Annotated in this window: 17 protein-coding genes and 1 pseudogene; 7 read left to right on the top strand and 11 right to left on the bottom strand. The window is 72.7% G+C overall.

Annotation, left to right across the window (positions count from 1 at the left end):
- Window positions 1-213: 213 nt before the first annotated feature.
- The 3 genes from LPA41_RS21660 (at window position 214) to LPA41_RS21650 (ending at window position 3,842) form a co-directional block, all read left to right on the top strand.
- On the top strand, window positions 214-2,229 hold the full coding sequence (locus tag LPA41_RS21660) for a protein kinase (RefSeq protein ID WP_374238190.1): 2,016 nt from the start codon (window positions 214-216) through the stop codon (window positions 2,227-2,229).
- A 227-nt stretch (window positions 2,230-2,456) separates the two neighbouring features.
- A complete protein-coding gene (locus LPA41_RS21655) occupies window positions 2,457-2,708 on the top strand; it encodes a hypothetical protein (protein WP_229072484.1) in 252 nt (83 codons plus the stop codon).
- A gap of 231 nt (window positions 2,709-2,939) precedes the next feature.
- Entirely contained in the window at window positions 2,940-3,842 is a 903-nt protein-coding gene (locus LPA41_RS21650) for a sigma-70 family RNA polymerase sigma factor (protein ID WP_229072483.1), read from the top strand.
- 204 nt (window positions 3,843-4,046) lie between these two features.
- On the opposite strand, the gene LPA41_RS21645 is transcribed toward LPA41_RS21650, so the two are convergent.
- From LPA41_RS21645 to LPA41_RS21595, 11 genes and pseudogenes are all read right to left on the bottom strand, one after another.
- The gene (locus LPA41_RS21645; RefSeq protein WP_229072482.1) at window positions 4,047-4,856 is read right to left on the bottom strand and encodes an urease accessory protein UreD; all 810 of its coding nucleotides are present in this window, start codon (window positions 4,854-4,856) and stop codon (window positions 4,047-4,049) included.
- Window positions 4,857-4,934: 78 nt separating this feature from the next.
- Entirely contained in the window at window positions 4,935-5,678 is a 744-nt protein-coding gene (gene ureG / locus LPA41_RS21640) for an urease accessory protein UreG (protein WP_304523788.1), read from the bottom strand.
- A complete protein-coding gene (locus LPA41_RS21635) occupies window positions 5,668-6,315 on the bottom strand; it encodes an urease accessory protein UreF (RefSeq protein ID WP_229072481.1) in 648 nt (215 codons plus the stop codon). The genes ureG and LPA41_RS21635 overlap by 11 nt, the downstream gene beginning before the upstream one ends.
- A gap of 34 nt (window positions 6,316-6,349) precedes the next feature.
- Window positions 6,350-8,068: an urease subunit alpha gene (locus LPA41_RS21630; RefSeq protein WP_229072480.1), complete on the bottom strand. Its 1,719-nt coding sequence runs from the start codon at window positions 8,066-8,068 to the stop codon at window positions 6,350-6,352.
- Between the two features lie 107 nt (window positions 8,069-8,175).
- Window positions 8,176-8,478 (bottom strand): annotated as a pseudogene (locus tag LPA41_RS21625) (urease subunit beta); the annotation flags it as partial.
- Window positions 8,479-8,480: 2 nt separating this feature from the next.
- Complete coding sequence (locus tag LPA41_RS21620) at window positions 8,481-8,783, bottom strand: urease subunit gamma (RefSeq protein ID WP_229072478.1); 303 nt, start codon at window positions 8,781-8,783, stop codon at window positions 8,481-8,483.
- A 125-nt stretch (window positions 8,784-8,908) separates the two neighbouring features.
- Complete coding sequence (locus tag LPA41_RS21615; protein WP_229072477.1) at window positions 8,909-11,104, bottom strand: SGNH hydrolase domain-containing protein; 2,196 nt, start codon at window positions 11,102-11,104, stop codon at window positions 8,909-8,911.
- A gap of 54 nt (window positions 11,105-11,158) precedes the next feature.
- Window positions 11,159-12,577, bottom strand: coding sequence for a serine/threonine-protein kinase (locus tag LPA41_RS21610; protein ID WP_229072476.1), 1,419 nt, complete (start codon window positions 12,575-12,577; stop codon window positions 11,159-11,161).
- 74 nt (window positions 12,578-12,651) lie between these two features.
- Complete coding sequence (locus tag LPA41_RS21605) at window positions 12,652-13,032, bottom strand: Rid family hydrolase (RefSeq protein WP_229072475.1); 381 nt, start codon at window positions 13,030-13,032, stop codon at window positions 12,652-12,654.
- A complete protein-coding gene (locus LPA41_RS21600; protein ID WP_229072474.1) occupies window positions 13,032-14,246 on the bottom strand; it encodes an amidohydrolase family protein in 1,215 nt (404 codons plus the stop codon). Before LPA41_RS21600 ends, LPA41_RS21605 begins: the two co-directional genes overlap by 1 nt.
- Entirely contained in the window at window positions 14,243-15,562 is a 1,320-nt protein-coding gene (locus tag LPA41_RS21595; RefSeq protein ID WP_229072473.1) for a helix-turn-helix domain-containing protein, read from the bottom strand. The genes LPA41_RS21600 and LPA41_RS21595 overlap by 4 nt, the downstream gene beginning before the upstream one ends.
- A 188-nt stretch (window positions 15,563-15,750) precedes the next feature.
- Between LPA41_RS21595 and LPA41_RS21590 the strand changes: the two genes are divergently transcribed.
- The 4 genes from LPA41_RS21590 to LPA41_RS21575 are packed head-to-tail and all read left to right on the top strand — an operon-like array spanning window position 15,751 to window position 20,214.
- Window positions 15,751-17,013, top strand: coding sequence for an extracellular solute-binding protein (locus tag LPA41_RS21590; protein ID WP_229072472.1), 1,263 nt, complete (start codon window positions 15,751-15,753; stop codon window positions 17,011-17,013).
- Window positions 17,010-17,897: a carbohydrate ABC transporter permease gene (locus LPA41_RS21585; protein WP_229072471.1), complete on the top strand. Its 888-nt coding sequence runs from the start codon at window positions 17,010-17,012 to the stop codon at window positions 17,895-17,897. Before LPA41_RS21590 ends, LPA41_RS21585 begins: the two co-directional genes overlap by 4 nt.
- Window positions 17,894-18,733: a carbohydrate ABC transporter permease gene (locus tag LPA41_RS21580; RefSeq protein WP_229072470.1), complete on the top strand. Its 840-nt coding sequence runs from the start codon at window positions 17,894-17,896 to the stop codon at window positions 18,731-18,733. The genes LPA41_RS21585 and LPA41_RS21580 overlap by 4 nt, the downstream gene beginning before the upstream one ends.
- The gene (locus tag LPA41_RS21575; protein WP_229072469.1) at window positions 18,730-20,214 is read left to right on the top strand and encodes a beta-N-acetylhexosaminidase; all 1,485 of its coding nucleotides are present in this window, start codon (window positions 18,730-18,732) and stop codon (window positions 20,212-20,214) included. The genes LPA41_RS21580 and LPA41_RS21575 overlap by 4 nt, the downstream gene beginning before the upstream one ends.
- Window positions 20,215-20,216: the final 2 nt, after the last annotated feature.

Here is a 20,216-nt window from a genome sequence, read left to right as displayed (position 1 = left end):
TCCCCCGCACGAGGGGCTCCGAGCGCTCAACGGACGGTGACGAGTGCCTGCTAGATCGCGTTTCCCCGTGTCGAACTGGTGACCGACAGGGACTAACATCCTCGCCGCCGATGGGGGATGCTCAGGGTCCGATGGTGGGCCCGACTCGCCCGGCGTCGGGCGGCATGGCGGTGCTTGCCCGGTGTTGATCTCGAAGCGCGCATGTGGGGGCACATGAGCACGACGGACCTGCCCGGTTCCGGGCTGCTCGCCGGTCGTTATCGACTGGTCGAGCGCCTCGGTGCCGGCGGGATGTCAGTGGTGTGGCGAGGGTTCGACGAGGTCCTCGGGCGTCAGGTCGCCATCAAGGTCCTGCCGCCCTCGACCAGCGCCGACCCGTCGTTCCGGCGCAGACTCCGCGCGGAGGCGCAGGCCGCTGCGCGGCTCACCCATCCGCACATCACCAATGTGTACGACTACGGCGAGGCCACCACCGTCGACGGCGAGCCGGTGCCCTACGTCGTGATGGAGCTCGTCGACGGCGAGTCCCTGGCCGCCGTGCTGGCCCGGGTCCGGATGCTGCCCTGGCCCACCGCCGTGCGGATCAGCGCCGAGGTCGCCGCCGCCCTGGCCTCCGCGCACGCGCGCGGCATCGTGCACCGCGACGTCACCCCGGCCAACGTGATGCTCACCCCGGCCGGCGCCAAGGTCGTCGACTTCGGCATCTCCGCCCTGATCGGCGAGAACGACGTCGACCCGGACGGCAGTCTGCTGGGCACCCCGGCCTACCTCGCCCCCGAGCGGCTGGAGGGCGGCCAGGTCAGCCCGGCCACCGACGTCTACGCGGTCGGCCTGCTGATCTACCGGATGCTGATCGGCCAGCTGCCGTGGGACGTGGGCACCACCACCGCCCTGCTGCGCGCCCATCAATACACCGAGCCCGAGCCGATGCCGCCCGTCGACGGGCTGCCGCCCGCGGTGGAGGCGCTGATCGCCCGCTGCCTCGAGAAACGTCCCGAGGACCGGCCGCCCACCGCCGAGCTGGCCCACGTGCTGGCCGGGGTCTCGGCCAGCGCGCCGCTCGTCACCTCCGGCTTCGAGGCGGGCTGGGAGGGCGACGAGGACACGTTCATCCTCCCGTCCGGTTACCCGTACGCGGGTTTCGGTCCCGCCGCCGCGGCGGCCGGCGCCACCGGCGCGGACGGGCCGACCGACGCCGGCGCGGTCCACCCGGTCGTCGGGCAGGCCACCACGGCGCCGTCCTTCGCCACGCCCGCCGACCTGGCGCCGGGGGGCCCGCCGCTGCGTCCCGGTGCCGGCCGCCCGCCCGCCGGTTCGCCGCCGTCCCGGCCGCCCGCCGGGCGTGCCCAGGTGCGCGCCCGCCGGATCCTCGTGCTGATCAGTGCGGCCGCGCTGATGAGCGCCCTGAGTTACGGCTGGAGCGCCATGGGGCAGCCGGCTGACAAGAAACCCGGCGGCGGTGCCGGTGCGGTCGCCCTGCCCAGCGTCGTGCCGATCGCCGGGCAGTGTGTGGTCAGCTACGCGGTCTGGTCCGACGACGACAAGCGGTTCAAGGCGCAGGTCACCCTGGCGAACCGGGCGGACACCCCGGTCGGCGAGTGGGACCTGTGGTTCCTGATGCCCGGCGACCAGGTGGTCTCCGGAAACGGCAAGACCGTGCTCAAGCAGGACGGCAGCTCGGTCACGGTCTCCTCGGTGGCAGCCCTGGCCGCGCAGAAGACGACAACCGTGCAGATCACCGGCCGCTACACCGAGAGCAACGCGGCACCGATGGTCTTCAAGCTCAACGGGCAGCGGTGCGAGGCGTACGTGTCGGCCGAGCCGGGCGAGCCGTCCCGCCCGGTGGAGCACCTGTCCGACGGGCAGGTCCGCTTCGGCGCACCCGACACGCCCACCACCGGCATCTCGATCGACCCGGGTGGGAACGTGCACATCACCCCGGCCGCCCCGCGGTCGTCGTCGCCGTCCCGGGTCCCGCCGATCAAGCCGGCGCCGAGCGTCTCGCCGTCGAAGTCGCCGACCAAGGACCCGGGCGGTCCCGATCCGGGTGGTGAGGGGCCGTCGTCGCCGATCCCGCCGTCGCCGCCGAGCCCTCCGCCGTCGGTGGGCCTGTCGCCGAGCCCCAGCGCGAGCCTGTCGTCCCCGCCGCCCGAGCCCGGCACCGGCATCGACGACCCGTGTGACCCTGAGGTGCCCGACGAGTGCCCCGAACCCATTGGGTCAGACTGAAGAAGGCGGCAGGGTGCCGGTCACCGAGCTACGGTGAACATGGATACCGACGGGCGCTCATGCTCCGATCCGCACGCGGGCCCGGTGGGCGGCGCGTCCGGCCACAATACCGGCGATTGCGGCAAATTTCGCACGGCGTGGCTGCCGGTCGGCGTGCCACTCACGGGGAAGATGGGCGAGGGCCCGCACCCGAGTTCCAAGCAGGTCGTCGACATCAGGAGTTCGACATGATCAGCACAGTCAATGAGCTGGCCGCCGAGGCGCTGTTCGTCTCGTGCCTGCAGCCGTCGGAGTGTCCCAACCGGGAAACCGTGCAGGACGCCATCACGACGATGATCCTGCGGTACGGCAGTGACGGCTGCGCGGCCGTCGTCGCCGCCGAGTTCGGGGATCACCCGGACGTCGCGGTGCGCCGGATGGCCTGGGTCCGGACCGAGTTGACGGAGATGCCGGTGCCGCGCGTCCCAGTGCTGCGCTGACCCGTCCGTCACCTGCACCCCTTCCGTCTCGAACCGGTAATACCGGACGGGCCGGGAGGGGTTTGTTCTTGTGGGGCTTTCGGTCCACCCTGGTCCCCCCGGGACTGAGGTTTTTCATGAAAAAACTCCATAAAAGCAACCGAGTTCGGGCTGCGCTGCACCTTACGGCGGCCAACCTTCTACTCGTCAGCCGGTGTTCATCAGCCGGTTCGTACGAGCGAGGAGGACTACGTGACCACCACGACCGAACTCCCCGCCACCATCGGCGCCACCCACGACGCGCCCTCCGCGCGCGACATCGAGGACCTGATCCGAGAAAACATGCCGATGGTTGGCCATCTGGTCCGGGAACTACTCAATCGGGTACCCGGCCATGTCCACGCAGATGACCTCTCCTCAGCCGGGTTCGCGGCACTCCTGGGGGCGGCCCGCTCCTTCGACGTGACCCGCGGCATCCCGTTCCACCGCTTCGCCGCGGTCCGCATCCGCGGCGCCCTGCTGGACGAACTGCGCGGGCAGGACTGGGCCAGCAGGTCCGTGCGGGCCCGGGCCCGCCGGGCGGCCGCGGCCCGGCAGGAGCTCACCGCCGCGCTCGGCCGGACGCCGAGCGACGCCGAGGTGGCCGAGGTGCTCGGCATCGGAGTCTCCGAACTCGCCAGTGTCGAGGACGACGTGCAGAAGGCGTCGCTGCTCAGCCTTCAGGGTTTTCCCACCGGAGCGGCCGAGGAAATGGTGCCGGAGACGTCCGAAGGGCCGGAGGATCTGCTGTTGAAGCGGGAAAGACTGGGCTACCTGCACCAGGCCATCCAGGCGTTGCCGGAACGGCTGCGCCAAGTGGTGCAGGAGTCCTTCCTGCAGGAACAACCGCTGAGCGAGGTGGCCGCACGCCTCGGCGTCACGGAATCCCGGATCTCACAACTGCGCACGGAGGCTCTGCGCCTGCTCCGCGAAGGCCTGAACAGCTCCCTCGCACCGGAACTGCTCACCGTCGCGGCCGGTGGCCCACGCACCCGCAAGGGCTGCCTGCAACGCCGCCGCACCGAGTACTTCGCGAAGGTCGCCCAGCAGGGCAGCCTGCACACCCGCCTGGCACTCACCGACAGCCACGGCGTCCCCATCGCGGTAGCGGCATAGAAACCCGCGGTCGGCGAGGGCGATCTCCCCGGTCGCCCTCGCCGGCTTTTTCCGTTGTACGCCTCCGTCAGGCGCCCGCCCGGTCCGGGTGCGCTCGATGAGGCCGCCGGTCCGGGTGCGCTCGATGAGGCCGCCGGCCCGGGTGCGCTCGATGAGGCCGCGGTCCCGGTGCGCTCGGTGAGGCGGCCGGTCCGGTTCGTTCGATCAGGCGGCCGCCGGTGCTGCTGTCCGGGCGGCGTGCCGCGTCGGGTGGGCCGCGCAGTAGGCGTCGAGCACCGCCGCCACCTGCCGGGCGTCGGCGCCGACCGCCGTGACCAGCACACCGCCGCCGGCCAGCGGCATCATCGCGGCGTCCCCGGCAAGCGGCTCGATGCCCGAGCCGGTGCTGAGGCCGGGCACGTCGGCTGGTGTTTCTGATGCCGGCCCGGTCGCCACGACCGTTCCGACGGCCCGGCCACCGCCCAGGACCGCCGCCCCCGACCAGCCCGGCGCCGCCGGACCCACGGTGAGTTCGTGCCGGTGGACGGTCCGCCCGGCGTACCGGATCGTCGTGTCCGCCCGCACGTCCCCGGACTCCTCGCCATGCCGCCCGCAGACCAGGTCGTCGCGCCACAGCAACGAACCGCCCTCCTCGACGTCCACGCGGGTGACCGCCACGTGATCGCACCCGGCCGCCGCGATGAGAGGTTCGGGCAGGTAACGCAAGGTCCCACCGGAAGCCACCGTGGCGATGACGGTCAGCCGCGACGCCGGCAGGAACGGCCGACCCGGCAGGGCCAGGGACGCCGCGACACTGCGGAACTCCAGCCACGCCCCGGCGCCCACCTCCACGGTCAGCGACAGCTCGTCTCCGCGCAGGGGCCCGGCCGCGCCGCCGACCAGGTGCACGACGGCGCCGGCACCGCCGCGCGGGCCGGTGCGCCGCAGCAGCAGCGGCGACTCCCCGCGCAGTACGGTGAGCCGGGTCCGGCCGAGCCCGTCGGCTTCGGCGAGCACCCTCGCCTGGGCCCGCATCAGCGCCCCACCGGCCGCTCAGGCAGCGGCCGCTCAGGCAGCGGCCGGTCAGGCAGCGGCCGGTCAGGCGGCGGCCGGTCAGGCACCGGCCGGCGCGGTCCGCGCCGCGACGAGGGATCGGATCCAGCCGGCCACCGGGCCGGCCGCCCGGTCCTCGGCCAGCGACAGGAACACCGTGGGCAGGTCGCCGCGGCGGGCGGCGGCGTCGCGTTCCATGACGGCGAGGTCCGCGCCGACCAGCGGTGCCAGGTCCGTCTTGTTGATCACGAGCAGGTCGGCGGTGGTCACGCCGGGGCCGCCCTTGCGCGGCACCTTGTCGCCGCCGGCCACGTCGACCACGAAGATCTGCCTGTCGATCAGGCCCTTGCTGAAGGTGGCGGTCAGGTTGTCGCCGCCGCTCTCCACGAGGACCAGGTCCAGCGGGCCGAGGGCCGACTCCAGGTCCTCGACGGCGTCCAGGTTCGCCGAGATGTCGTCGCGGATGGCGGTGTGCGGGCAGCAGCCGGTCTCCACGGCCCGGATCCGCTCGGCCGGCAGCACCCCGTTGCGCAGCAGGAAGTCGGCGTCCTCGGTGGTGTAGATGTCGTTGGTGACGACGGCCAGCCGCATCTGTTCGCCGAGGGCCCGGCACAGGGCGGCGACGAGCGCCGTCTTGCCGGACCCGACCGGGCCGCCGATGCCGATCCGCAGCGCGCGCGGCCCGGCGGCCAGCGGCTCGTGCGGGTCGACCCCGGCCTCGGGGTGGGTGTGCGGGACCTCGTCGGGGCCGTGTTCGTGCGGTTCAGGATGCTGCGGTTCAGGATGCTGCGGTTCAGGATGCAAAGAGACGCACCTCCCAGGTGGCGTGGTGCTCGGCGCCGATGTCGAGCAGGGGAGCGCCCGCGGCCGGCAGGTCGTCGACCGGGTCGCGGTACCGTGCCGCGGCGACCGCCGCGATCCGGTCACAGTCGGGGGCGAGCCGGGCCAGCAGCGCGTGCACCGCGTACGGGTCCAGGCCGAGAAGCCGGACCGCGGCGCTGGCCGGGCCGGTGATCGTGCCGTGCGCCGCGGCGACCGCGGCCTCGCCGGGTCCGAGCCCGGCCGCCGCCGCGAGCACACCCAGCGCGACCGGCTGATGGGGGTCGCGGCCGGCGGCGCCGCTGAGCGACCACATGGCCCGGCCGGCCCGCAGCAGCGCCCGGCCCTGTGCCCGGGACGCCTTGCGCAGAGCCGGCGACGGCGTCCGGGCGTCCAGTCCGGCGTCCAGCTCACCGCAGCGCGACACGTCACCGCAGGCGGCGGCGGCGAACGCGGCCGACACCAGGCCGCCGGTGGCGAGCCGGCCGCGGAGGAACCCGCCTAGCGCGGCCACGTCGCCGACCCGCCCGGCCGCGACCTGCGCCTCCAGCCCGCCGGAGTGCGCGTGTCCGCCGGCCGGCAGCCGACCGTCGGTGAGGAGCAGCAGCGTGGACAGGCTCACCGCGGCACCGCCGCCCGGGACCGGCAGGACGTCATCAGAACAGGAAGTACCGCTGGGCCATCGGCAGCGACTCCACCGGTTCCGGTTCGACCACAATCCCGTCGATGCGGACCTCGAAGGTGTCCGCCCGCACCTCGATCCGGGGCATCGCCGCGTTCAGCGGCATGTCCGCCTTGCCGACCGAGCGGGTGTCGGCGACCGGCACGAGCGCCCGTCGCGCCCCGATCCGGTCGCCGAGCAGCGCGTCGATCGCGGCCGGGGCGACGAAGGCGACGGACGTCTGTGCCGGTACGACGCCGTAGGAGCCGAACATCGGCCGGGGCAGCATCGGCTGTGGCGTCGGGATGGAGGCGTTGGCGTCGCCCATCTGCGCGTACGCGATCATGCCGCCCTTGATCACCAGGGCCGGCCGGACCCCGAAGAACGCCGGGTCCCAGAGCACCAGGTCGGCCAGCTTGCCCGGCTCCACCGACCCGACCTGCGCGGCCATGCCGTGGGCGATCGCCGGGCAGATCGTGTATTTCGCGACGTACCGCTTGGCGCGGTTGTTGTCGGCGGCGCCGTCGCCGGGCAGGGCGCCGGCCCGGGCCTTCATGACGTGCGCGGTCTGCCAGGTGCGCAGCACGACCTCGCCGACCCGGCCCATCGCCTGGGAGTCCGATCCGATCATCGAGATCGCGCCGAGGTCGTGCAGGTGGTCCTCGGCGGCCATGGTGGACGGCCGGATCCGGCTCTCGGCGAACGCCAGGTCCTCCGGGACTGCCGAGTTCAGGTGGTGGCAGACCATCAGCATGTCGAGGTGCTCGCTGAGGGTGTTGCGGGTGTACGGCCGGGTCGGGTTGGTCGACGACGGCAGGATGTTCGGGTGGGACGCGACGGTGATGATGTCCGGTGCGTGCCCGCCGCCGGCGCCCTCGGTGTGATAGGCGTGGATCGATCGTCCCGCGATGGCCCGCAGCGTCTCCTCGACGAAACCGGCCTCGTTGAGGGTGTCGGTGTGGATGGCGACCTGCACCCCGGAGGCGTCCGCCACGCCCAGGCAGGCGTCGATCGCGGCAGGTGTGGTGCCCCAGTCCTCGTGCAGCTTGAAGCCGCCGGCGCCGCCGCGCAGCTGCTCCCACAGGGACTCGGTGGACATCGTGTTGCCCTTGCCCAGCAGCAGCACGTTGATCGGCCAGGCGTCCAGGGACTCCAGCATCCGGGCCAGGTGCCAGGCGTTCGGGGTGACGGTGGTGGCCTTGGTGCCCTCGGCCGGCCCGGTGCCGCCACCGATGATCGTGGTGATGCCGGCGGCGAGCGCGGTGTCCAGGATGGTCGGGCTGATCAGGTGCACGTGGCTGTCGATCGCACCGGCGGTGAGGATCTTGCCGTTGCCCGCGATGATCTCGGTGCTCGCGCCGATCACCAGATCGGGGTGCACACCGTCCATCGTGTCCGGGTTGCCGGCCTTGCCGATCGCCGTGATCCGGCCGTCGCGGATGCCCACGTCGGCCTTGACGATGCCCCAGTGGTCGAGGACGACCACTCCGGTGATCACGGTGTCCGGGGTGCCCTCGGCGCGGGTGGCGCGGGACTGCCCCATCGACTCCCGGATGACCTTGCCGCCGCCGAAGACGACCTCGTCACCGGGCCGCGGACCGGCGCTGCGGTCCTCCTCGATCTCGATCAGCAGGTTGGTGTCGGCGAGCCGGATCCGGTCGCCGGCGGTGGGGCCGTAGAGCGCGGCGTACCGGCTGCGGTCCAAACGTGTCACCGTGGACTCCCGTTGTCGCCGTTGGGCTGGCTCTCACCGGTGTCCTCGTCGAGGGAGCCGGCGGGTTCGATGTCGGCCGGATCTGGTTCGGCCGGCGGCGGGTCGGTGTCCAGCGGCCCGCCGGCCAGGCCGCGCAGACCGGGCACGACGCGGCGGCCGGCGAGCGCGACGAGCGTGACGTCGCGCGGGATGCCCGGTTCGAAGCGCACCGAGGTGCCGGCGGGGATGCCGAGCCGGTGCCCCCAGGCGGCGTCCCGGTCGAACTCGAGGGCCGCGTTGGCCTCGGCGAAATGGAAGTGGGAGCCGACCTGCACGGGCCGGTCCCCGGTGTTGCGCACGGTCAGGGCGAGCGTGGGACGGCCTGGGTTGATCTCGATGTCGCCGTCGCCGTGCAGGACCTCGCCGGGGATCGTCACGAGATCGGCCCGTGCACGGTGACCAGCTTCGTCCCGTCCGGGAAGGTGGCTTCGACCTGGACCTCGGCGAGCATCTCGGGAACGCCCTCCATCACGTCGTCGCGGGTCAGCACCCGGCGCCCGGCGTCCATCAGGTCGGCGACGGTCCGGCCGTCGCGCGCGCCCTCCAGCAGGAAGGCCGTGATGATCGCGGTGGCCTCGGGATGGTTGAGCCGCAGGCCTCGCTCGCGGCGGCGCCGGGCGACATCGGCCGCGACGTGGATGAGCAGTCGTTCCTGCTCGTGCTGGCTGAGGAACAAAGGGACCTCCTGATCGCGCCCCGGAATGCTCGCAGCTGGAAGTTTCGGACGCGTTACCCGCCCACTTGGTGATCGTCGTCCGGTTCCGCGCCGAAATCCAGGACTCGCCCGAAACGCGTCGCTTGTCAGGCCGGGATGTGCCGCGCGAGCAGTGGTGCCAGCATCGCGGCGTACGCGGTGCTCATGTGACTGCTGTCCTTCCAGACCAGCAGGTTGCCCACCACGGCCGGGCAGACCGTCGCCGTGCAGAACCAGTCCCGGGGGTCGACCACGGTGACGCCGCGGGCCCGGGCGGCCGCGGCGACGGCTTCCCGGCGGGCCGGCTCCACGAACGCCTCCGGCACCGGCCGGGCGCACCGGCCCAGATCGTCCGGGTGGGTCACCACGCACTCCGGCGCGGAGCCGCGCGGCCACGGCGTGTCGAGCAGGAGCACGGGTACGGCGCCGGCCCGCACGATCCGGTCCAGGGTGACGTTCCAGGCGTCGACCCAGAGCCGGTCCCGGCCGGGGCCCCGGTCGATCCGCTCGCCGGCCGGTGAGACGAGCCCGCCGCTGTCCCCGCCGTTGGAGGAGAGCACCACGACCCGCGGGCGCTGCCGCTCGATCTCGGCGAGGACGCTCTCCCGCCAGTCGGCGCACTCCTGGTACGGCCGCTTCATGATCTCGTTCCAGACCAGTACCGACGCGGCCTGGCAGGCACTCTTGGTCCGGGAGAACAGTCGCAGGCCGCGGTCCCGAGCGACGGCGTCGGCCGCCGGGAACCAGTGCGCGGCGTGCGAGTCGCCGAGCAGGAACATCTCGCCGGTGCCGGCCGGGTCCCCGTAGACGCAGGGGTTGTCGGCGGCCACGTACGCGTACGCGAGGTGGCAGTGGTCGGCGTAGATCGGCGGCTGGTCGCTGTTCGCGGTCCGCGGGTCGGGCCGCAAGTTGGCCGGAACCGTCCGCTGCCCGGTCGCCTCGGCGAGCAGGGTGCGCAGCCGGGCCTCGGCGTCGGCGGCCGCGGTGATCCGGTCGCCGGTGTCGGCGACCGCGTCACCGGTCGCCAGGGCCGGGGTGAACCGGCCGGCGGCCACCGCGAGCCCGGCCGTCAGCACCGAGATCGCCAGTCCGGTGGCGAGGCCGCGCCGGGCCCGCGCGGTGATCCACGAGCGGGTCCGGGCCGGGTTCTCCACCAGGTGGTACGACCCGGCCGCGAGCACCAGCGAACCGGCGGCCAGGGCCAGGCCGAGCCCGAGCGACGGTTCCCGGCCCAGGGCCGCCGGACCGATGATCAGAACCGGCCAGTGCCACAGGTACCAGCTGTACGAGTACCGCCCGATCAGCTGGAACGGCCGGGTACCCAGCAGCGTCGCCGCGCCGCGCCGCGGTCCCGCGCAACCGGCCGCGATGATCACTGCCGAGCCGAGGACGGGCAGCAGCGCCGCGTGGCCGGGGAACGCGGTGTGGTCGTCGAAGAGGAACGCCGAGGCGGTGACCGCGGCCAGCCCGAGCCAGGTGAGCGCGGCGGCCAGACGGCCGGGCAGGCCGGCGAGCCGGGACGCGGCGACCGCGACCAGGGCGCCGGCGGCGAGTTCCCAGGCGCGGGTGTGCGCCCCGAAGTAGGCCCACGGCGCCGACGAGCGGGTCTGCAGCACGCTGACCAGCAGGGAGACACCGGCCACGAGCGCCAGGGTCAGGAGCAGGGGCAGCCTGGGGGCGCGCTCCGCCCGTACCCCCGCTGTGGTGTCCTCGGCGCATGCCGCCGGGGTCGCCGCGCCTCGTCGCCGGGCCCGCACCGCCGCGTAGGCCAGCAGCAGCAGTGGCCAGGCCAGGTAGAACTGCTCCTCGACCGCCAGGGACCAGAAGTGTTGCAGCGGCGAGGGCGCGGCGTCGGCGTTGAGGTACTGCACGCCCTCGTCGGCGAGCCGCCAGTTGATCCCGTAGAAGGTGGCGAACAGCGCGTCCAGGCTGACCGGGTGGAACCGGGTCGACGGCAGCCAGAACCAGGCACCGGCCAGCGTGGCCACCAGCACCACCGCGGATGCCGGCAGCAGGCGCATCGCCCGGCGGGCGTAGAAGCGGGTGAGCGAGACGGTGCCGGTGCGGTCCAGTTCCTTCAGGAGCAGGGTGGTGATCAGGAACCCGGAGATCACGAAGAAGACGTCGACACCGACGTACCCGCCGGTCAGGGCCCCGATCCCGGCGTGCGAGAGGACCACCAGGGTGACCGCGACCGCGCGCATCCCCTCGATGTCCGGCCGGAAGCCGGGGTGCGGGCGTGCCGCGACGGCCGCGGGCCGGACAGCCCGCGGCGGGGCGTCGGAGCCACGAGTTACCGTCATGCCTCGCCCTCGGTAGCGGCCTCGGCGTAACCGGCCCGCTGTGCGGCGCAAGGGTCAGGGTTCCTGCGCGGCGTTCCCGGCCTCGTCCCCCTCGTTCTCGTTCTCATCTGGCTCGTTCTCGTCCGGTTCGCCGGTCGGCCCCGTGGTCTCCGGTGCCGTGGTGGTGGTCGTGGGATCGGTCGTCGCCGGTGTGGTGGGCTCGGTGGTGGTCCGGCTCGGCGCCGCACTCGGCGCGGCGGGTGCCGTGCTCGGCTGCGACGGCCGGGGTGAGCGGCTCGGCTCGGTCTCGTTCTGCTGGTCCTTGTCGCCGGTGCCGCTGTTGCCGTCGTTGCCGGTGCCCCGGGTGGGTTCGTCGCCGGTCGTGGGACTGGGCCGGCCGGACGGCGACGTGACCGGGCCGGGTGCCTCGGTGCCCGGCGTCCGGTCGGAGAAGAACCCGAACGGGTCGGCCACCGCGATCAGCGCCCCGGAGCCGAGCAGCACCAGCAGCAACCCCGAGAGCAGTACCAGATTACGACGGCCGGCACTCTCGTGGGGAGGGTTGGTGGCCGCCGGCGGCGCGGCGGGCTCGACCGGGGCCTGCGCCACCATCGTCCGGGCGAGCAGCGCGGTGGTGTCGGCGGCGCCGGCCGGTGCGGGGGCGGCACCGGCCACCGCACCGCTCGCCAGCAGCGACTCCGCCGTCTCGGCCATGGCGGCCGCGGACGGGAAACGGGCCTCGGGGTCCTTCGCGAGGGCCGTCATGACGAGGTCCCGGACCGGCGCGGGCACGCTGTCCGGCAGCGGCGGTGGTGGCTCGCCGACGTGCTGAAGGGCGACCGCGAGTGGGTTGTCGCCGACGAACGGCGGCCGGCCGGCGAGGCAGTGGTAGGCGACCGCGCCCAGCGCGTAGATGTCGGCGGCCGGGCCGGTGGTCTGCTTGGACACCTGTTCCGGCGCGATGTAGAGCGCGGTGCCGACCACCTCCCGCGCGCCGGTGAGCGTGACCGAGCCGGCCGAGCGGGCCACCCCGAAGTCGACGAGGACCACCGTCCCGTCCGGTTCGATGATCAGGTTGCCGGGCTTGACGTCGCGGTGCACGATGCCGGACTCGTGTGCGGCGGCGAGGGCCCGCGCGGCCTGCGCGACGATCGACAGCGTCTCGGCCGGGCTCAGCGGGCCGCGTTCGGTGATCCGCTGGTTCAGCGGCTGACCGTCGACCCGGGCCATCACGAGGTAGGCGCCGTCGTCGGTCTCGCCGAAGTCGTAGACCGGCACCACCCCGCCGTGCCGGAGCGAGGCCATGGCGCGGGCTTCGTGCTGGAAGCGGGTCCGGAAACCGGCGTCCCCGGCGTAACCGGCGAGCAGCGTCTTGACCGCGACGGGCCGGCCGAGCACCGTGTCGGTGGCCCGCCAGACCTCTCCCATGCCACCCGCGGCGATGCGATCGTCGAGCCGGTACCGGTCGCCGAGCAACTCTCCTGGCTGAGGCATGAATCTTCCCCTACCCAGTTGCCGGTGCCGCTACCCGTGCGGGGAACGCCGGCGACGCTCCCCGCACCGGGAGCTCAGGCGCCGGTGTAGAGGATGGCGTCGATCTCGATGTCGAAGCCGACCAGCGGGACCGGCAGGGTCGTGCGCACCGGCAGGTGCTCGCCCTTGATGTACTGCGGGTAGATCTCGTTCAGCTCCGCGAAGTCGCCGAAGTCGCGCAGGTAGACGCCGACCCGGACGGCCTGGTCGAGGCTGGCGCCGGCGGCCTCGGCGACGGCCGCCAGGTTGCGGAACGCGGCGTGCGCCTGCTCCGCGAAGCTGCCGGTCACCCGGGTGCCGTCGGGCAGTGCCGGGATGGCTCCGGCCAGGTAGATCGTGTCGCCGGCGACGACCGCGTGCGAGTACGGGCCACCGGCCGGCGCCGCCTTGTCGGTGATCACAGCGCGCTTGGGCATCAGGAACTCCTCGGTTCGGTTCTCGGGAACTGTTCGGCCAGGCCGTCCACGCCGACCAGCGGCGTGGCGAGCAGGGCACGGATGTCGCGGGTACGGCCGGACAGGGCCGCCCGTTGCGCGTCGGTGAGTGGCACCCACGGTGCCGGTGCGGCCGGCAGCCGCGGCTCCAGGAGGCGGCCGGCCACGTAGGTCGCCTGGTTGACCAGCCGGATCGGCGAGACCCGGACCTGCCGGTGGGCGTCGGCAACGGTGAGCGGCTCCGCCCGTACCTCGAAGATCGCGATGTCGGCGGGGTCGCCGGCCGTGAGGGAACCGCCGGGCAGGCCCAGGGCCCGGGCCGGGTGGGTGGTGGCCGCGGCGACGACGTCCGGCAGGGGCACGCCGACGGCCAGCAGCTTGGCCATCGTGGTGGGCAGGTCGAAGACCGGGCCGTGCAGGGAGCGGGCGTGCAGGTCGGTGGAGATCGTGTACGGCCGGAGCCCGGCCTCCAGCTGGGCCTCGAGCACGTCGAACGCGAACCCGCCGGACCCGTGCCCGAGGTCGAGCAGCACGCCCCGCCCGGCCGCCGCCCGCACCGCCGGGCCGAGCGGCGCCGCGATGCCGCTGGAGCAGTGCGTCACCAGGTCGCCGGGGCGCAGCAGGTCGAGCACCTCGTCGAGGGAGGGCGGTGCCGTGCCGATGTGGACCATGACGGGTACGCCGCACGCCTCCGCAGCGGCCAGCCCCCGGCGCAGCGGCTCGACCCCGTTGGCGCCGACCGTCTCGCTGTCGATGCGGACCTTGATGCCGCGGAACAGGTCGCGGTTGGCCTGGATCGTGTCGACGGCCAGGGCGACGTCGCAGTTCGTCAGGTCCCGGCTCTCCCCGGTGCGCCCGGCCAGGCCGACCGCCGAGACGTTGAGCAGCGCGTGCACCCGGACCGCCGCGGCGTCGGCCACCCGGCGCAGCCCGGCCGCCGTGTACGCACCGGCCGAGCCCGCGTCCACCCAGGAGCTGACCCCGGTGTACCAGGCGATCGGGTCCGGGTCGATGCCCCAGTAACCGGGTCCGATGTGGGTGTGCAGGTCGATCAGGCCGGGGGTGACCAGGTGGCCGGTGGCGTCCACGATCCGGCGGGCGTCGCGGGGCAGGCCGGGCCCGGTCGCGGCGATCCGGCCGTCGTGGACCGCCACGTCGAACGGGTCGCCGCCGGCGATCAGCAGGTCCCAGGTCATCGGCCTGCTCCGCTCTCCAGGGCGTTCGTGATGGCCAGCCGGTAGAGCCGGGTGGGCCGGCCCTTGCGGTGCTCCTGCGCGCTGCCCGTCTCGGTGACCAGTTCCGCCGTGGTGAGCTTGCGGATCAGTCGCCGTCCGCTGGGGTCGGTGATGCCGAGGTTGCGGGCCAGCTCGCTGGGGGAGAGGGCCCGGCCCGCCAGGGTGCGTTCGATGGCCGCGAGCCGGGAGAGGGTGGCCGGGCTGAGCCCGGCCCGGCCGGCGAGGTCCTCGATGCCGCCGTGCTCGCGGTAGGTGTAGGTGAGCGGCGTCGCCGTGGCGCCCATCGGGCCGATCGTCATCCCGTCGCCGGTGAACAGGTAGGCGCCGGGGTCGGTGTCCTGCTCGGCCCGGGTGGCGGCGCGTTCGGCCAGGGTGACGCTGAGCCGCGCGGACGCCCCGATGCCGAAGCCGGCGACCACCCGGATGCCGAGCGAGTCACGGGCCTCGGCCAGGACCGGCAGCCCGGTCCAGTGGTGGGTGACGGTCTCGAAGAGCGCGGCCGGGGCGAAGACCAGCACGCCGCGCGCGCCGCGCTGGTCGATCCAGGCGTCGGCGAACTCCGGGGTGTTGAGCAGCAGGTGCTGCAGGCCGACCCGGGCCCGGTCGAGGTCGGGGCTCTGTTCCGGCCCGGCGGTCTGCGGCCGGGCGATGGACAGCACCGCGGCCGCGAAGCGCTGGCCGTCGGCGCGTTTGTTGCGGATCCGCAGAGCGAGTTCGTGCAGGTCGGCGCGGATGGTGCCGGGGGTGGCGAGCGCGTGCAGCACGGCGGTCTGCCCGTCCAGCGCGGCGGCGACGCCCATCCGGACGCTTATCACGTAGGGGGCGCCGGTGCGGGCCAGCTGCTCGCGGTGGAAGGCGACCACGTCGGCGACCGGCTGGTCCGGGTCGAACGGGCAGGTGGCGATCGCGCCGCGGTCCAGCCCGAGGGCGGCGGCCACCTCGTCGATCGTCTCGCTCGCGAACGTGTCGACGCTGACCGGGGTGGCCGGCCAGCCGTTGCCGCGGGCCCGGGCCCAGGCCAGCGCCAGGTCGAGCGCGGCCGAGCGGGTGACGGAGAAGGGCAGGTCGGCGGGGATGAGGTCACGGGCCCGGGCGTACGGCACCAGGCCGAGCAGCAGTCCGTCGAGGCGGTGGTCGCGCAGCAGCCCGGCGACCCGGTCGCGGACCTCGTCCTCGTGCTCGTAGACCGCCCAGGCGAACTCGATGCCGGTGACGGTGCTCGCCGCGTCGGCGAACCGCGCCCGGTGGCCGGCGTGCACCACCAACCCGATCACCATCTCATCCCCGTCCCCGTTCTGGTCTCCAAGTGGTTCGTTAATCGCCGTCGTAGCGTGCGCGATTCATCGGCCGCGGTCAAGTGCTGTCGCATTTAACAAGGAGGGTCTTGACGCTTCGGCGATCTCACCCCAGGCTATGACGCACTGATCAACGAACTATTTACGAACCTGGCTCGTCAGGAGAGTTGATGAAGATACGTCTCGCCGCGGCCGCTGCCGTCGCGCTCACTCTGACCGCATGCGCCCCCTCCACGTCCTCGCCGGCCGACACGCCCAGCGACGGCGGCCCCCGGACGGGTGCCCTCAAGGTCTGGCTCTTCGACGAGCCCAACCGCGCGCCCAAGGAGGCCGTGGTGCAGGAGGCGATCACCGAGTTCACCGCCTCGCACCCGGACACCACCGTGGACGTGCAGTACATCCCGGTGGACACCCGCAGCGAGCGGTTCAAGGGCGCCTTCAACGACCCGGCCAGCGCGCCGGACGTCGTCGAGTACGGCAACACCGACCTGCCCGAGTACGCGGCCGCCGGTGGACTGGCCGACGTCGGACCGGCCGTCACCGGCTGGGCCGAGGGCGCCGACCTGTCCGCCGACGCCAAGGCCAGCGCCACCTACGAGGGCACCCTGCTCGGTGTCCCGTGGTACCTGGGTGTGCGGGCGCTCTACTACCGCACCGACGTCTTCACCGAGCTCGGCCTCAAGCCGCCGGCCACGCTCGCCGAACTGACCACGACGGCCCGGACGATCCGCGCGAAGAAGCCGGAGATGTTCGGCATCGCGGTCGGCGGCAAGTACACCTACGGCGCGATGCCGTTCGTGTGGGCCAACGGTGGCGAACTGACGGCGATCAACTCGCCGCAGTCCCGGGCCGGGCTGAAGTCGTACACCGACCTGATCGCCGCGGACAACTGCCCGCCGCAGAACTGCGCCGACCTGACCGGCGGCAAGACCGTCGAACTGTTCGCCAGCGGCAAGGCCGCGATGGGCATCCTCGGCAACTTCAACCGCGCGGCCGTCGACGCCGGCGCGGCCAAGGGCAAGTACGCCGTCGTCCCGCTGCCCGGTGTCGACGCCGGTTCGGTCGCACCCGCCTTCGCCGGCGGCAACAACCTCGGCATCATGCGCAACGCGCCGCGCCCCGCGCTGGCCGCCGACTTCCTGACCCTGCTGGCCGGCAAGAAGTACCAGGCCAAGATGTACGACGCGATGGGCAACCTGCCGACCCTGAAGTCCGCCAGCGACGAGATCGCCGCCAAGGACGCCTTCGTCAAGCCGTTCATCGACACCATCGAGGCCGGAACGAAGTTCGTCCCGCTCGACCCGGGCTGGGGCAAGATCGACGCCTCCGCGGTGCTGCCCACGATGATCGAGAAGGTGGCCACCGGCAAGGCCGGCGTGGACCAGGCCACCGACGAGGCCGCCAAGCAGATCGACGAAGCCCTCACCAAGTGAGCATCAGCAAAAAGGGCACCCGGGCACCACTGTGGCTGCTGCTTCCGGCTGCGGTGGTGCTCGGCGGCCTCTTCCTCTACCCGATGTACCAGCTCGGCCTGCTGTCGGTGCTCGACTTCACCCAGGCGCAGGTCAGTGGTGGCCGGCCGGCCAGCTTCGTGGGCGCCGAGAACTACACCCGGCTCTTCGCCGACCCGCAGTTCTGGTCGGTGCTCGGCGCCACCGTGCTGTTCGCCGCCGCCTGCGTGGTCGCCACGCTCGCGGTCGGCGCCGGCCTGGCGGTCCTGCTCACCCGGATCAGCCGGGTGCCGCGCCTGCTGCTGTCGGTCGCCGCGATGGCCGCCTGGGCGGTGCCCGCGGTCTCCGGCTCCACCACCTGGATGTTCCTCTTCGACACCGACCTGGGTTTCGTCAACCAGCTGTTCGGCATCGAGGGGTTCAACTGGATGTACGACAGGTACACCGCGTTCGCCCTGGTCGGCGCCGTGGTGGTGTGGGCGTCGTTCCCGTTCGTGATGGTGACGCTCTACGCCGGCATCGAAGCCATCCCGAAGTCGGTGCTGGAGGCCGCGTCGCTGGACGGCGCGAACGCCTGGCGCGCCTTCTGGCAGATCATGGTGCCGATCCTGCGCCCGGTGCTCGCCATCGTGGTCATCCAGTCGATCATCTGGGACTTCAAGGTCTTCACCCAGATCTACGTGATGACCCGCGGCGGCGGCCTGGCCGGCCAGAACCTCACCCTCAACGTGTACGCCTACCAGCAGGCCTTCGCCTCCAGCGAGTACAGCCGTGGCGCCGCGATCGGCGTGGTCATGATGCTGATCCTGCTCGCCGTCACCGTCCTCTATCTCCGGACCCTGCGCCGATCGGGGGAGCAGCTATGAGAGCCGGCCGTCGCCTGCTCGACACGATGGCGGTGCTCATCGCACTCGTCACCGTCTTCCCGATCTACTGGATGGTCCTGTCCGCCGTGAAACCGGCCGGCGAGATCCAGTCCCTGGAACAGCGCCCGTGGACGTTCCACCCGTCGCTCGACGCCTTCCACCGGGTGCTCGCGGTCAACGACTTCGGCCGCTACCTGCTGAACAGCGTCCTGGTCGCGCTGGTCGTGGTGCTGGTGTCCGGGTTGCTCGCCTTCCTCGCGGCGGTCGCGCTGACCCGGTTCAACTTCCGCTTCCGCACCACCATCCTGGTGTCCTTCCTGATCGCCCAGATGGTGCCGATCGAGGCCCTGACCATCCCGCTGTTCTTCCTGGTCCGCGACGTCGGGACGGTCGTACCGGGCATCGGCCTCAACACGCTCGGCTCGCTGATGCTGGTGCACACCGCGTTCACGCTGCCGTTCGCGATCTGGATGCTGCGCGGTTTCGTGCAGGCCATCCCGGACGAGCTCGACGAGGCCGCGCAACTGGACGGCGCGGGCCGCTTCACCGTGCTGTGGCGCATCCTGTTCCCGCTGGTGGCGCCGGGACTGGCGGCGGTGAGCGTGTTCTCCTTCATCCACGCGTGGAACGACTTCCTGTTCGCGCGTACCTTCATCATCAGCGAGGCTGACAACCAGACCCTGCCGATGGCGTTGCTGGTCTTCTTCAAGCCCGACGAGAACGACTGGGGAGCCATCATGGCGGCGTCGACGCTGATGACCGTACCCGTGCTGATCTTCTTCCTGGTGGTGCGCCGGCGCCTCGTCGCCGGCCTGGGCGGGGCGGTGAAGGATTGATTCCGCGTCCGTCGTCGGTGGTGTTCGAGGAGGGTTCGGTCCGTCTTGACGGTGCCGCTCTTCTTGACGGGGCCGCGGCCTGGGCGCGGGGCGAGGCCGGTTCCGGCGACCTGCGGCTGCGTCTGGATCCGGCGCTACCCCCTGAGGGGTACGAGCTGAGCACCGTCCCCGGGCATGTGGAAATCACCGGGGGCTCCGACGCCGGGATCTTCTACGGTCTGCAGACGCTGCGCCAGCTGCTCCCACCCGCCGCCCTGCGCCACCCTTCGTCACTCACCGCCGGGCCCGTCGAGGTGCCAATTCTTCGGATTTCGGACGCGCCGCGGTTCGCCTGGCGCGGGGTGCTGCTCGACGTGGCCCGGCACTTCATGCCCGTCCCGGACGTGCTGCGGTTCCTCGACCTGGCCGCCTTCCACAAACTGAACGTGCTGCACCTGCACCTCACCGACGACCAGGGCTGGCGCATCGAAGTGCCGGGATGGCCCCGGCTCACCTCGGTCGGCGCCTGGCGCACCGAGAGCATGCTCGGCGCCCGCGTCCACGAACGGTACGACGGGCGCCCGCACGGCGGCTTCTACACCACCGACGACCTGCGGCAGATCGTCGCCCACGCGGCGCAGCGGCACATCACCGTGGTGCCCGAGGTCGACATGCCCGGGCACATGCAGGCGGCGATCGCGGCGTACCCGGAACTCGGCAACGGCTTCACCGGCCCGGTCCGGACCGCCTGGGGTATCTCCTCGCACGTGCTCAACCTGGAACCGTCGACCCTGGACTTCTGCCGCCAGGTGCTCGACCACGTCTGCGACATCTTCCCCTCCGAGCTGATCGGCATCGGCGGCGACGAATGCCCCACCGACGAATGGCCCGGCGGCCGCGAACTCCAGGCCCGCTTCACCGCCGAGATGGCCGCGCACCTGGCCGCCCGGGGCCGCCGGCTCTACGGCTGGGACGAGATCCTGGCCGGTGGCGCCCCCGAAGGGTCGGTCGTAGCGGCCTGGCGCGGCGTCGAACCCGCCGAGGTCGCGGTCCGGGCCGGTCATCAGGTCGTGGCCTGCCCCGACGTGAAGCTCTACCTGGACTACCGCCAGTCCGACGACCCGGCGGAGCCGACACCGGTGGGCACGCTGCTGACCATCGAGGACGTCTACGCCTACGAACCGCCGCAATCGGACCTGGTGCTGGGCGCGCAGGCGAACATCTGGACCGAACACATGGAGTCGCTGCGGCGCGTCGAATACATGGCGTACCCCCGGCTGTGCGCCTTCGCCGAAGCGGTCTGGGGCCCGGCACAACGCGACTTCGCGGACTTCGCCACCCGCCTCCCGGCCCACCTGGCCCGCCTGGACGCGCTCGGCGTCAACTACCGCCCCCTCAGCGGCCCCCGCCCCTGGGACGCCCGCCCCGACGCGCCCGGCAACCCCCGAACCCTCACCGACCGGCTCGCCGAACTGCACGAGATGACCGCGGACCTACGGTGACC

Origin of the sequence: Actinoplanes sp. DH11 (assembly GCF_020873875.1) — a bacterium.
In the GTDB taxonomy this organism is placed as follows: domain Bacteria; phylum Actinomycetota; class Actinomycetes; order Mycobacteriales; family Micromonosporaceae; genus Actinoplanes.
The sequence above is the reverse complement of the archived record's forward strand: the minus strand, read 5'-3'. Positions and strand labels throughout refer to the sequence as shown.

Excerpts from the sequence above, each read along its gene's own strand:
- LPA41_RS21660 (WP_374238190.1), top strand. The coding sequence starts at position 214 with ATGAGCACGACGGACCTGCCCGGTTCCGGGCTGCTCGCCGGTCGTTAT.
- LPA41_RS21580 (WP_229072470.1), top strand. The coding sequence starts at position 17,894 with ATGAGAGCCGGCCGTCGCCTGCTCGACACGATGGCGGTGCTCATCGCA.
- LPA41_RS21615 (WP_229072477.1), bottom strand. The coding sequence starts at position 11,104 with ATGACGGTAACTCGTGGCTCCGACGCCCCGCCGCGGGCTGTCCGGCCC.
- LPA41_RS21600 (WP_229072474.1), bottom strand. The coding sequence starts at position 14,246 with ATGACCTGGGACCTGCTGATCGCCGGCGGCGACCCGTTCGACGTGGCG.
- LPA41_RS21595 (WP_229072473.1), bottom strand. The coding sequence starts at position 15,562 with ATGGTGATCGGGTTGGTGGTGCACGCCGGCCACCGGGCGCGGTTCGCC.
- LPA41_RS21655 (WP_229072484.1), top strand. The coding sequence starts at position 2,457 with ATGATCAGCACAGTCAATGAGCTGGCCGCCGAGGCGCTGTTCGTCTCG.
- LPA41_RS21610 (WP_229072476.1), bottom strand. The coding sequence starts at position 12,577 with ATGCCTCAGCCAGGAGAGTTGCTCGGCGACCGGTACCGGCTCGACGAT.
- LPA41_RS21645 (WP_229072482.1), bottom strand. The coding sequence starts at position 4,856 with ATGCGGGCCCAGGCGAGGGTGCTCGCCGAAGCCGACGGGCTCGGCCGG.
- LPA41_RS21590 (WP_229072472.1), top strand. The coding sequence starts at position 15,751 with ATGAAGATACGTCTCGCCGCGGCCGCTGCCGTCGCGCTCACTCTGACC.
- LPA41_RS21605 (WP_229072475.1), bottom strand. The coding sequence starts at position 13,032 with ATGCCCAAGCGCGCTGTGATCACCGACAAGGCGGCGCCGGCCGGTGGC.